The organism is Microtetraspora fusca, assembly GCF_001570365.1.
Taxonomy (GTDB): domain Bacteria; phylum Actinomycetota; class Actinomycetes; order Streptosporangiales; family Streptosporangiaceae; genus Microtetraspora; species Microtetraspora fusca.
Genome location: NZ_BBYK01000060.1, coordinates 17,288 through 29,241 on the forward strand (window position 1 = coordinate 17,288; position 11,954 = coordinate 29,241).

The following is an 11,954-nucleotide window of genomic DNA, read 5'->3' on the forward strand; positions in this document are numbered from 1 at the left end:
CTTTCTCCTGTTTCCCGCGTTTTGCCAGGTCACGCCGCCGGGGGTCCGGCGGGAGAGGTACGGCGATGCCGGCCCGGCGCGCGGTCCTGATCCTCAGCGCGAGCATGGGCGCGGGGCACGACGCCGCCGCGGCCGAGCTGGTCCGGCGGCTCGTCGCGCGGGGCGTGGACGCCGAGGTGGCCGACGTGCTCGACCTGCTGCCGCTGCGGCTGGGGCCGGCGCTACGCGGCGGGTACGGCTGGATGATGCGCTCGGCTCCGTGGGCGTATGAGCTGATCTACCGGGCCTTCTTCGTGCCGCGCGGCGGGCCCGGGGGCGTGTCTCCCATGACCGCGCTGGTCGCGGCCCGGCTGCGGCGGCTGCTACGGAGCCGGAGGCCGGACGAGGTCGTGTCGGCGTTCCACCTCGCCGCGCAGGCGGCCGGGCACCTGCGGGCCCGCGGCCTGCTGCCGGTGCCGAGCACCGTGCTGCTCACCGACTTCGCGGCACACCGGCTCTGGCTGCATGCGGGGAACGACCGGTATCTCTGCCCCGACCCGGCGAGCGCGCGTGCGGTGCGGGCGGTGACCGGTCGGCCCGCCCACTGGCACGCCCCGCTCGTCCGGGCGGAGTTCCTGGAGCGCACGGCCGCGGCTCCGGGGGACGGGCGCACAGTGCTGGTGTCCGCGGGGGCCTGGGGGGTGGGCGGCGTCGAGCGGACGGCCCGGATCCTGGCCCACTCCGGCCGCTACGCGCCCGTCGTCCTGTGCGGCCGCAACGACGAACTGCGCCGCCGCCTCGCCCGCCGTCTGGGACGGTCGGCGACCGCGCTCGGCTGGTGCGCCGACATGCCCGGCCTGCTGGCCGGGGCGTACGCGCTGGTGGACAACGCGGCCGGGCTGACCTGCCGGGAGGCGATGGCGGCGGGGGTGCCGGTGGTCTCCTTCCTGCCGATCCCGGGGCACGGGCGGGACGGCGCGCTGGCGATGGCGCAGGCCGGGCTGAGCGTGTACGCCCAGGACGCCGGGGAACTGCTCGCCGCGCTCGACCGGATCGGGACGCCGGGCGGGCGGGAGCGGCACGCGGCCGCCGCCGCGGCGCTGTTCGCCGCCGCTCCCGCCGAGTCGTTCTTCACTCCGGCCGTGCCATCAGGTCTCCCTGGCGGATCTGCGGCGACTGGGCCAGCTTGACGCTGCCGTAGAAGATCAGGCCGATGCCGACCAGCTCGGCCACGATCCAGGCGCCCAGCCGGATGGTCTCGCCGAAGAGCGCGACGCCGAGCCCGATGCTCGCCACGGGGTCGGAGACGTTGAGGGTCGGCTGGACGACGACGAGGTTGCCGCTCTGCAGGGCGTTCTGCAGCAGGAAGACGCTGAACACGCCGACCGCCACCATGGCGTACACCGGCCACGTGGTCAGCAGATGGGCCGCCTCGGAGTCGAAGAGGCGGGTGCTCTCCTTCATCAGCGCCGCGGTGAAGGCGAAGCCGAGGCCGGAGGCGATCCCGAGCAGGGCCGCTCGCTGGGCGCCCCGGGTGATCTTGGCCGTCGCGATGAGGTACGCCAGGATGGCGCCGCACACCACTGTGACGATGATCCAGTCGGCGGTCTCCGGAGACCGGGTCCCGTGCCCGGGGCTCGCCGAGGCGAGCAGGACCCCCAGCCCGACGGTGACGGCGATGAGGGCCCGCCACAGGCTCCAGGTCAGCTTGATCCGGTACATCAACCAGATGATCACCATGGTGAACGGCAGCTCCGTGATGAGCAGCGGTTGGACCAGCGCGAGCGTCCCGAAGTTGAGGGCGCTCGCCTGGAGGAGGAAGCCGCCGATCAAGGCGACGATGCCGCCCAGCCAGACCGGTTTGCGCATCATGTCCCACAGCAGCGTCAGCTTGAAGGCGTCGCTCTGGGGCGCGGTGCGCGCCGCCCGGCGCTGCAACACCGAGGAGAGGGCGTTGCAGGCCGCCGCGAGTACGGCCAGGAGCACCGCGATCACCGGCGCCCGGCCTTCAGGGGGTCGCGCTGTCCGTCGATGGTGGTCATAGGCCCGAGCATCGGGGAACTCGAAGCCCGCGCAAGCGTTCCACGCCGGTCAGGGCGGGGCCGCGACCCGGCCTTGCCTGCCGCTTGGCCGATCTTCCCCTGGCCCGATCGTTGGTAGCTAGGTTAGCCTAAGCAAAGTTAGGCATGCCTAAGTTGATGGAGGCTCCATGACCGTCGCCTATCGGCCGTTCCGCCTGCACGTCGCCCGTACCGAGCGGCTCAGCCCGACCTTCGTGCGGGTCACGTTCGCGGGTGATGACCTGTCCGGGTTCGGGCACGACGGGTACGACCAGCGGGTCAAGGTCGTGGTGCCGCTGCCGGAGGCCGGGCTGGACGCCTTCCCCACCGGGCCTGACTGGTTCCCGATCTGGCGTGACCTGCCGGAAGACAGGAAGAACCCGATCCGCACCTACACCGTGCGTGCCCTGCGCGAGGTCCCGGGCCGGCGCCGCGAGCTGGACATCGACTTCGCGCTGCACGGGCCCGTGGGGGTCGCCTCCCGATGGGCGGCGCAGGCGTGTCCGGGCAGCCCCGTGGTCATCGTCGGCCCCGACGCGCGGCACTCCGGCCCGCCGATCGGGGTCGAGTGGGCGCCTCCGGCCGGCGCGACCCGGCTGCTGCTGGCCGGGGACGAGACCGCCGTGCCCGCCGTCTCCGCGATCGCCGAGACTTTGGGCGACTCCGCCGCCGCCCGGGTGCTCCTGGAGGTGCCCGAGCCCGACGACGTCCTCGATCTGCGTGTCACGCCGAACGTCGAGGTCACCTGGCTGCCCCGCGGTACGGCGCCGCACGGCGAGCTGCTGATCCCCGCCGTGCGTGACGCCGTACGGGCGTTCGGGCTCGCGGCGGGCGGGCCGGAGCGGGGTGAGGAGCCCGACGACGAGTCCTCCGAGCTCCTCTGGGACGTGCCCGAGCGGGCGTCCGGCGGCTTCTACGCCTGGCTGGCCGGCGAGATGGGCGTGGTCCGCGAGCTGCGCCGTCACCTCGTGCGGGAGCTGGGCGTGGACCGCTCGTGCGTCGCCTTCATGGGCTACTGGCGGCAGGGGGCGCCCGAACACCAGTGAGCCCATTGCTATGTTCCTTCTGATCTGATCCGCACCGTTTAGTGTGGTTCGGGTGGAGGGGACGGGCATACGGCAGGGAGCGTGACGGGTGCGGGCGAGTTTGCGGGCCCGCGTGCGGTACTGGTTCGACGGCACGATGGACCGGGGCACACCCGCGCTGATCGGCTGGCTGGGGCTCGCCTCGGTCGCCTTGATCGCGGTGGTCACGGTCCTGGTCGTGGTCTTCACCGACGAGGACGCCGAGGACAACAACGGCTGGATCGGCGTGGCCTGGATGAGCTTGCTGCGCACGCTCGACCCCGGCACGATGGGCGGCGACACCGGCAGCCCGGTCTTCCTCGGCCTGATGCTCGCCGTCACGGTCGGCGGCATCTTCATCGTCAGCGCCCTCATCGGTGTGCTCACCACCGGCCTGCACGCGCGGATCGCCGAGCTGCGCAAGGGCCGCTCCCAGCTCATCGAGCGCGGGCACACGATCATCCTGGGCTGGTCGGAGCAGGTCTTCACCGTGATCGGCGAGCTGGTGACGGCCAACCAGAGCGCCCGCCGCTCATGCGTGGTGGTCCTCGCCGACCGTGACAAGGTCGCGATGGAGGACCAGATCCGGATGTGGGTGCCCGACACCGGCCACACCCGGGTCATCTGCCGCTCCGGCAACCCCCTCAAGAAGGCGGACCTCGAACTCGTCAGCCCGGACACGGCGAAAGCGATCATGGTGCTGCCGCCGCAGGTCGAGGACGCCGACATCGACGTCATCAAGGTCCTGCTGCTGCTGAACAACCGGCCCTGGCGCAGCACCCGCCCGCACATCGTGGCCGCCGTCCAGGACTCCCAGAACCTCCCGGCGGCCCGGCTCGCCGCCGGCGATTCGGCGCTCGTGATCGACGCCGACGACATCACGGTCCGCATGGTCGTCCAGTCGCACCGCCAGGCCGGCCTGTCCACGGTCTGCACCGACCTGCTCGACTTCGCCGGGAACGAGATCTACTTCCGGCCCGAGCCCGCCCTGGTCGGCAGCAAGTACGGCGACGTGCTCAACGCGTACGAGCTGGGGGTGCCGATCGGGGTGCACAAGGCGGACGGGCCGGTGATGGTCAACCCGCCGGCGGACACCCCGATCGAGCACGGCGACAGCATGATCGTGGTCGCCGAGGACGACCTGCTCATCCGCCTGGCCGACCGGCCGCACCCCGTCGTCGAGGACGCGATCACCACCGCCCCCGAGCGGGAGCCGGTGCCGGACCGCACGCTGCTGATCGGCTGGAACGCCCGTGCCGTCAAGATCATCGATCTGCTGGACCGGCTGGCCCCACCCGGCTCGGTGGTGGACGTCGCCGCGCCCCGCCGACCCGCGCACGCGGTGGAGAGCGAACGGCAGAACCTGGTGGTCGGCTACAAGATGTGCGAGCCGACCAGCAGACGATCGCTGGAGACGCTCGACCTCGGGTCGTACCAGCACATCGTGGTGCTCTCGAACGACGGGGTCGATCCGGATCATGCCGACGACCGCACGCTGGTCACGCTGCTCCACCTGCGCGACATCGAGGTGCGGCTGGGCGATCCGTACTCGATCGTCACGGAGATGAACGACGACAACAACCGCGAGATCGCCCAGGTCACCAAGGCGGACGACTTCATCGTCAGCAGCAAGCTGATCTGCCTGCTGCTGACCCAGCTCGCCGAGAACCGCGACCTGTACGCGGTCTTCGCCGACCTGTTCGACCCGGCGGGGTCGGAGATCTACCTCAAACCCGCCCCGGACTACGTGCGGCCGGGCGTGGAGGCGAACTTCGCGACCGTCATCGAGTCGGCGCGGCGCAGGGGAGAGGTCGCGATCGGATACCGCCGGGGCCGGCACAGCGACGAGCCGCCCGCCTACGGCGTGATGCTCAACCCGCCCAAGTGCGCGCCGCTGGTCCTGGGCGAGGGCGATCTCGTCATCGTCGTCGCCGAGGACTGAATCACGGCGCCGGGCGTCAGCTCCGGACCATCGCGATCAGCCGGTCGAGCACGTCCCCGCCCGAGGCGGCGAGCCCGTCGTGCGCGTGCTCGTTGGTGATCCAGTGGGTCAGCCCGCGCACCATGCCCGCCGTACGCAGGGAGTGGTCGCGCTCCACGTACATGTCGTCGTGGTAGATCGCCGCGGACACCGGGACGGTGTTGGCGGCCAGCCGGTCCAGGTCGTACAGGGGCGGCCAGGGCCGGTGGGCGGCCAGCGCCTCGGCGCACTCGCGCAGCGGGACCAGCACCGGGTCCTCGTCGAAGAACCACGGGAAGATCATCTCTCCGAAGAACCGGACCGGCCCGCCGCGTTCGAGGTCGAACTCGGGGAACTCGCCGAGCGCGTGGTGCGCGGCCCAGCCGGACGCCTCGCCCTGGCAGTAGATCGCCTCGTGGAGCAGCGCGTACAGCGGGCGCTCGGCGTAGGAGACCATCGCGTCCACCCGGCGCAGGAACGCGTCCGACAGCTCCTTCTCGGTCGCGAACGCCTCCTCCAGCACGTGGTGCAGCGCGTCGAACCTGGACTGCGCGCCGAAGGCGAGGCCGAGCGTCTGGAAGCGCCGCGGGGTCAGCCGGTCGCCGCCGGGCAGGAACTCCTCGTGCCACCGCAGGTGGTCGGCGACCCGGCGCGCGACGTCGAGGTCGCCCGGATAGCGGGCGAAATACTGTTCGTTGTGAGCGAGGACGCGCGGGTAGGCGGCCCGGTACACCTCGGCCGGGCTCGCGGTCAGCGACGGCAGGCCACCCGCGATCATGACCTCGCGCAGCCCCTCGGGGGCCAGCGACAGGTAGGTCAGCGCGCAGAACCCGCCGTAGCTCTGGCCGAGTACGCTCCAGGGGCGGTCGCCGACGAGGTGGGCGCGCAGCACTTCGGCGTCCCGGACGATGGAGTCGGCGCGGAAGTGGCGCAGGTAGGCCGCCGGGTCCTCGATCTCGGTGAGCGTCTTGCGGTTGGCGGGGGTGCTGCGCCCGGTGCCCCGCTGGTCGAGCAGCAGAACGCGGTACTCGCGTAGGGCCCGGTCCAGCCATCCGACGGGCCCGCGCGGGGCGCTGTGCCCGGGGCCCCCTTCGAGGTAGAGGAGCCACGGCAGGTCCTCGGCCCTGCGGTCCGCCGCGACGACCTCGCGCGCGAACACCTCGATCGAGGCGCCGTCCGGCCGGTCGTGGTCGAGCGGGACGGTGATCGTGTGCTCGGTGAAGGCGAGACCGGAACGGCGGTAGCTCACTGACATGGGTCCTCTTCGCGTCGGGATCACCGTGAACTGTGCGCCACGGATGAGGCCCACGTCTTATCCCATCCATCTATAAATCTGGCGTTATGCCGCGGTGTGGTCAGAGCAGGCCGAGCACGTCCTGTTCGCCGCGGCTCTCGATGACCTTGTTGATGGCGTCCACCATCTCCTGGCGGCTGTAGCTGCGGTCGGGCATCTCGTTCAGATGCGCCAGCATGTCGGCCGGCAGGCTCACCCGGGCGGACGCCGAGGCGTAGACCTCGCGGCGGGTGGCCCGCTCACGGTCGTGGAAGACCTCGTCCAGGACCTTCCGCATCTCCTCAAGCGCCGCACGCTCAACCATGGCCACCCCTCCTCGGATCGCATCCAGCGCCACTACCCGCACAGGCCCGCGCCACGCGCGTGCGGGGCTCAGTAGGACTTCAGGGAGATCGAGGTCGCGGCCTCGTGGATCTTGGCCGTCACGCGCTCGGCCATGCCGGAGGAGCCGGGCAGGTGGGGCAGCAGGCGCAGCATGAACATCTGGAACCGCATCTGGAGCGCCGACTTCATGACCATCCCCTTGAGGTTGCTCTCGGCCAGGGCCTGGTTGGCCGCGACGAAGGGCCGCAGCTCGCGCTCGTACGCGGCGAAGGCGGCGGCGTGGTCGCCGGACGCGGCGGCCAGCTCCCCGGCCAGCACGTACGCGCCGACGAGGGAGAGGCTGGTGCCCTGCCCGGAGGCCGGAGACGCGCAGTAGGCGGCGTCGCCCACCAGGACGACCCGTCCCTTGGACCAGGAGTCCATGTCGACCTGGCTGAGCGAGTCGAAGTAGAAGTCGGGCGCGTCCGCCATGGCGTCGAGCAGCCGGGGCACCTCCCAGCCGTGGCCGGCGAACCGCTCGGCGACCGCCTTCTTCTGGCCCTCGACGTCGTGCCGGTCGGTGGCGAGGCCGTCCGAGGCGAAGAGGAACATCGCGCGGGCGTCGGCGTCGCGGGCCGTGGCGTACGTGAGGGCGGACGCCCCGGGCTCGGCGCGGCCCATCTCGGTGCGGTCCAGGTTCAGGTGGTTGGGCACCGTGAAGATCGAGATGTGGTGGCCGAGGTCGCGGGTGAACCGGCTCTCCTCGCCGAAGGCCAGCCGGCGCACGTTCGAGTGCAGCCCGTCGGCGCCCACGACGAGGTCGAACACGCGTGACGGGCCGCGCTCGAAGGTGACGAGCACGCCGTCCCCGGTCTCGGTCAGCGAGGTGATCGAGTCGTCGAAGATGTACTCCACGCTGTCGGCGGTCGCCTCGTGGAGGAGGCGGCCGAGGTCGCCGCGCATGATCTCGATGTCGTCGTTCTCTCGGCCGCCGAACAGCGCGGCGTCCATGCTGGCGAGCCGCTTGCCGTGGGCGTCCACGAAGTGGGCGACCTTCATGTCCGTGCTGAGCGCCTCGATCCGCGGCAGCAGGCCCATCCGCTTCACCACGTCGAGGGCGGCGCCCCGGATGTCGATCTTGTAGCCGCCGCCGCGGAGGGCGGGGGCGCGCTCGACGACCGTCGGCGCGAAGCCGTACTCGCTGAGCCAGTACGCGAGCGTCGGGCCGGCGATGCTCGCGCCGGAGATAAGGACCGTCTTCACGGGGACTCCTCAGGGGATTCGGTGGGGGCCAACGTGATCGACTGTACAAGTGTCTCAGATGAATGTCTAGTACAAGTGTCTCAGACACTGAGGTAGGCTGATCGGCATGGGAAATCGCGAAGATCTGCTCGCCGGAGCCAAGCGCTGCCTCTACGAGAAGGGGTACACGCGCACCACCGCGCGCGACATCGCGGCGGCGTCCGGCACCAGCCTGGCCTCCATCGGCTATCACTTCCGGTCCACGAAGGCCCTGCTCCACGAGGCGCTCGTCGACATCATGCGCGAGTGGGGCGACGAGCTGGAGCGGGCGCTCGGCGCGGACACCGGCATGCACCCCGGCTCGCAGGAGCGGTTCGAGGCGATCTGGGAGCGGGTGGTCGGCTCGTTCACCGATCGGAGGCCATTGTGGGCCACCCAGTTCGAGGTGATCACGCAGCTCGACCACCTGCCGGAGATGCGCGAGGCGTTCGGCGCCGGCCTGGAGGAGGCGCGGTACGGCCTCGCCGAGATCTTCGACTCGGACGGCGACCCCGAGACGCTGCGCGTGACGGGCCGGCTCTACCAGACGCTGCTCAGCGGCCTGCTGTCGCAGTGGCTGATCGACCCCGAGCACGCGCCCACCGGCCGCGATCTCGCCGAGGCCATCAAAGCCGTCGCCGCGGGCTTCGATCGCTGAGGCCGTCCGTTTGAACCCGCGCAGCCCGGTTAGCCGTAGCGCACGCGTAAGGGAAACGGTGCGAGCGTGGGCCGCCACCTCGCCGCCGGGGCGCTCGCCGGAGCCGCGGGGACCACGGTGCTCAACGCCATCGGCTACCTCGACATGGCCGTGCGCGGCCGCCCGGCCAGCGAGATCCCCGAGCGTGCGGTGGACGTGATCGCCGACCGCCTGCACGCCGATCTCGGTGAGGGCGAGACCGCGCACAACAGGCAGCAGGGCCTCGGGCCCATGCTCGGCGTCCTGCTTCTGCCGGGGGCGAGCCCGGAACGCACCCGGGCCCGCGCCGCCGACCCGGCGTGGGTCGCGATGCTCGCCAACACCGCCCGGACGCAGGCCGTACGGGTGCCGTCCCTCGGGATCACGGCGGTCAACTTCTGGAACGACGGGACGACCGGCGGCCTGACCGCCTCCGCGCCGTGCGCGGTCCTCGTCAGGGAGCGTGGTGACGGCACCGCCGCGCTGACCGTCTCCGACCCCCGCTGCGACCTGGACGAGCTGACCCTGACCTGGGACCGGCCGGTGGCCGGGGTGCTCGATCGCCATCCGCTCCTGGACGGCGCGGCGACCGGAGCCCGGCTCGCCCTCCGCTTCGGGCGGCTGGCCGATCTGGACGGCGGCTCCGTCACCGTGACCGTACGCCTCGCGGACCGTGTCTGATTGCGCTCGCTTCGCACGCGCGGGCTCGGGGCGCCTTCAGTCGGTGTCTTCCCTCGTCGCTCGGGGTCGCTCGTTCCTCGCTCCCCGCTCGCTCCTCAGTCCAGACACGGCCGCGCCCCTCGCGGGTGAGTGGTTGAGCCATAGGTGCGGGTCCTTTATAGATCGTTTCGTGATAGAAGAGCACGCACATCTGATGTCTCTTCTTGGGGTATTCGTGAAGAAGCTCGCACGACGTGCCGCGGCGCAGACGCTCGCCGCCGCCTTCCTCCTTACCGCCTTCGCCGGCCCGGCCCGCGCCGACGCGCGGGACGCCGACGCCGCGATCGCCCAGGAGTGGCAGACCACGTGGGACACCTACCACTTCTCCGACACCACGCCGCCCGCCGAGGGTTCCGGGCGCAGCCGGGTCACGACCAGCATCTCCGTCGAGATCAACGCGCCCGCCGCTCGCGTCTTCCCGGCGTACTCCAACTTCAACAACCACATCGGCATGAACCCGTTCCTGCGCCGGGTCGTCACCCACAAGGACTGGCGTAGCGCGTGGACCCGTTACGTCAACCTCACCGCCATCGAGGAGATCCCGTACGAGGGAACGGTGGTCGTCAGCAAGACCCACGCGCAGCAGCGCCTCCATGAGAACGAGCTCTACTACGAGACGGACAGCTGGTCCTTCCCCGGCGTCGTCACCCACCAGAAGATCGTTTTCACCCCGCTGAAGGGCGGCAAGACCCAGGTCACCGAGCGGCTCACCTTCGAGGCGGACAACGACATGATCGACTTCGCCGCCACGAACGGCGTCGCCGCCCACCAGCAGCTGCAAGGGGCTCTCAAGCAGGCGATCGAGAGCGGCGCGCTCTGATCCGCGCCACCGCTGACGCCGGACCGCTCCGGCGTCAGCGGGGTCACCAGGCGAGGCCGGTCACCTGCGTCGCTCCCCGCCACACGCGCTGCTGCGGCAGGCCCAGCGACGGCGGGTCGATCGGATAGCCGCCGGTCGCCGGCGTCGCCGTTCCCGGCGCGGGGCGCAGGTCCACGCGGAACAACTCGTACATGGTGGAGGTCTCGTCCGGAGCGCCGTACGCGCACACCTGCTTGTTCACGGAGACCAGCAGGTGACGCCCGGAGGGGTCCACGGTGAAGGCGTCGATGGCGCCACAGGGAAGGTCGAAGGCGCTGCCGGTCGGTTTCTTCGCGGGCGGTTCGACGATGACGATCCGCTGGTCGACGCCGCGGCCGAACCCGCCCTGGGAGACCGCCATCCGAGTCTCACCAGTGAGGCTGAGCCCGGTGCCCTCCTCGAAGACGTTCATCACGAAGAGCGTCGCGGCAGCGTGCAGGTCCGATCCCGGTCGGCTGACGTCGAGCGCGAGCAACCGGGCGGCGTGGGCGGGCGGCGGCCACCCCCGGAACACGAGGGTGTCCGCGCCCCGCCAGTGCAGGCCGAGGCTCCCCTCGCCGAAGGGGCCGATGCCCTCCCCGCCGGATGCGGACCACTCCAGCCGCCTGTCGACCAGGCCGACCGCCGTCGTGGCGATCTTGATCGAGTCGGCGGGGTCGCCCACGACGCGTGAGTAGGCGATCCGGCCCTCCGGCGAGGCGGCCAGGTCCTTGATCATCCCCTCGAAATCGCCGCCGACCTGTTCGCCGATCGTCGCCTGGCCGTCCCCGTCCAGGACGATCCGGTAGATCCGCGACGACCGGTCTCCCATGGCGCCGTCGCCCGGGGTCGTGACGGCCGCGAGGTAGGTCCCGGGCACGGTGTCCCTGGCGACGGCCGTGTACTGGTAGAACTCCCGGTCGGGCGCGCCGACGACGTCCGGATCGCCGCCTTCGACGAGGTCGAGCACGGCCAGCCGGTCCCCGATCCTCGCCAGGACGTACCGGGGGGTGCCGTCGGTGGCGAGGACCCGCGCCGGCTCGGGCTCCGGCGCGAGCCGTACGGCGGCCAGCACCGCACCGGCACCGAGGACGGTCACCCCGGCGAGCACGGCGACGATCCGCCACGGCACCGCGCGGCCCGGCCGCGAGGTCGCGAGCCGGATCCCGGTCCACGCGCCGACCAGGACGAGGATCGCGGGGGTGAAGGTGAACAGCACATCCCAGGGTGTGACGTCGAGGGTCGCGGGGTCCACCGTGCATCGCGCGCCTTCCGGGAGCGGGTTCAGCGCCTCTTGCACCTGCCGCAGCGCGTACTGCAGGGCCACCAGCCCGGTCGCGGCGAACGCGGCCCAGGCGTGGACGCGCGGACGGCCGGCGCCCCGGCTCGCGACCAGCCAGAGGCAGAGCAGCAGCGCGACCGGGACCGCCGGATCCAGGAACGCGCCGACGACCCACAGCCGGTCCGACAGCTCCAGTTTCCAGTCGGGGGTCGGCTCCGCGTAGCCCGACCAGCCGCAGCTGATCACTTCCGCGAGATCGAGGGACGGGACGAGTATGGACAGCCACAACCAGGCGTAGTCCCAGACGGTCAGCAGGGCGGCCAGCGACCACCAGAACAGCGGGTACGCCTGGCGGGCGGGGAGGACGGACGCGGAGGGGGACAACCGGCTTCCCGAGGTCGGTTCCGATATCGGCCGGATGATCGTGACGGTCCGCCTCGCCCGGGTCAAATCGCGGGGTCGGGCGCGAGGCGGGGGTGCCCCGCCTCGCGCCCGAC

At 71.6% G+C, this 11,954-nt stretch carries 11 protein-coding genes; 6 read left to right on the forward strand and 5 right to left on the reverse strand.

The window, feature by feature from the left end; all coding sequences use genetic code 11:
• Positions 1-65 precede the first annotated feature (65 nt).
• Positions 66-1,169, forward strand: coding sequence for an MGDG synthase family glycosyltransferase (locus AWQ68_RS27950; protein WP_066945566.1), 1,104 nt, complete (start codon positions 66-68; stop codon positions 1,167-1,169).
• On the opposite strand, the gene AWQ68_RS27955 is transcribed toward AWQ68_RS27950, so the two are convergent.
• Positions 1,111-1,974 (reverse strand): DMT family transporter, encoded by an 864-nt coding sequence (locus tag AWQ68_RS27955; RefSeq protein ID WP_066945568.1) that lies wholly within the window; start codon positions 1,972-1,974, stop codon positions 1,111-1,113. The two genes, AWQ68_RS27950 and AWQ68_RS27955, sit on opposite strands and share 59 nt — an antisense overlap.
• Positions 1,975-2,188: 214 nt before the next feature.
• Between AWQ68_RS27955 and AWQ68_RS27960 the strand changes: the two genes are divergently transcribed.
• A complete protein-coding gene (locus tag AWQ68_RS27960; RefSeq protein WP_066945570.1) occupies positions 2,189-3,085 on the forward strand; it encodes a siderophore-interacting protein in 897 nt (298 codons plus the stop codon).
• 88 nt (positions 3,086-3,173) lie between these two features.
• Positions 3,174-5,045, forward strand: coding sequence for a CASTOR/POLLUX-related putative ion channel (locus AWQ68_RS27965; RefSeq protein ID WP_306306838.1), 1,872 nt, complete (start codon positions 3,174-3,176; stop codon positions 5,043-5,045).
• Between the two features lie 16 nt (positions 5,046-5,061).
• Here AWQ68_RS27965 and AWQ68_RS27970 read toward each other — a convergent pair whose 3' ends face one another.
• From AWQ68_RS27970 to AWQ68_RS27980, 3 genes are all read right to left on the reverse strand, one after another.
• Positions 5,062-6,318, reverse strand: a complete 1,257-nt coding sequence (locus AWQ68_RS27970) for an alpha/beta fold hydrolase (protein ID WP_066945572.1) — start codon at positions 6,316-6,318, stop codon at positions 5,062-5,064.
• Positions 6,319-6,418: 100 nt separating this feature from the next.
• A complete protein-coding gene (locus tag AWQ68_RS27975; RefSeq protein WP_066945574.1) occupies positions 6,419-6,661 on the reverse strand; it encodes a hypothetical protein in 243 nt (80 codons plus the stop codon).
• 68 nt (positions 6,662-6,729) lie between these two features.
• Positions 6,730-7,923: an FAD-dependent monooxygenase gene (locus AWQ68_RS27980; protein WP_066945576.1), complete on the reverse strand. Its 1,194-nt coding sequence runs from the start codon at positions 7,921-7,923 to the stop codon at positions 6,730-6,732.
• 106 nt (positions 7,924-8,029) lie between these two features.
• Here AWQ68_RS27980 and AWQ68_RS27985 point away from each other — a divergent pair, with 106 nt between their 5' ends.
• The 3 genes from AWQ68_RS27985 to AWQ68_RS27995 all read left to right on the forward strand — a co-directional run bounded on the left by AWQ68_RS27985 (position 8,030) and on the right by AWQ68_RS27995 (position 10,157).
• Positions 8,030-8,599, forward strand: a complete 570-nt coding sequence (locus tag AWQ68_RS27985) for a TetR/AcrR family transcriptional regulator (protein ID WP_066945578.1) — start codon at positions 8,030-8,032, stop codon at positions 8,597-8,599.
• 66 nt (positions 8,600-8,665) lie between these two features.
• Complete coding sequence (locus tag AWQ68_RS27990) at positions 8,666-9,298, forward strand: polysaccharide lyase beta-sandwich domain-containing protein (RefSeq protein WP_066945580.1); 633 nt, start codon at positions 8,666-8,668, stop codon at positions 9,296-9,298.
• Positions 9,299-9,512: 214 nt separating this feature from the next.
• Positions 9,513-10,157 (forward strand): SRPBCC family protein, encoded by a 645-nt coding sequence (locus AWQ68_RS27995; protein WP_066945582.1) that lies wholly within the window; start codon positions 9,513-9,515, stop codon positions 10,155-10,157.
• 43 nt (positions 10,158-10,200) lie between these two features.
• On the opposite strand, the gene AWQ68_RS42825 is transcribed toward AWQ68_RS27995, so the two are convergent.
• Entirely contained in the window at positions 10,201-11,841 is a 1,641-nt protein-coding gene (locus tag AWQ68_RS42825; RefSeq protein WP_066945584.1) for a hypothetical protein, read from the reverse strand.
• Between the last annotated feature and the right edge of the window lie 113 nt (positions 11,842-11,954).

Bases quoted from the DNA above. Each gene is read 5' to 3' on its own strand.
- AWQ68_RS27970 (WP_066945572.1), bottom strand. From the start codon at position 6,318: ATGTCAGTGAGCTACCGCCGTTCCGGTCTCGCCTTCACCGAGCACACG.
- AWQ68_RS27960 (WP_066945570.1), top strand. From the start codon at position 2,189: ATGACCGTCGCCTATCGGCCGTTCCGCCTGCACGTCGCCCGTACCGAG.
- AWQ68_RS27975 (WP_066945574.1), bottom strand. From the start codon at position 6,661: ATGGTTGAGCGTGCGGCGCTTGAGGAGATGCGGAAGGTCCTGGACGAG.
- AWQ68_RS27950 (WP_066945566.1), top strand. From the start codon at position 66: ATGCCGGCCCGGCGCGCGGTCCTGATCCTCAGCGCGAGCATGGGCGCG.
- AWQ68_RS27985 (WP_066945578.1), top strand. From the start codon at position 8,030: ATGGGAAATCGCGAAGATCTGCTCGCCGGAGCCAAGCGCTGCCTCTAC.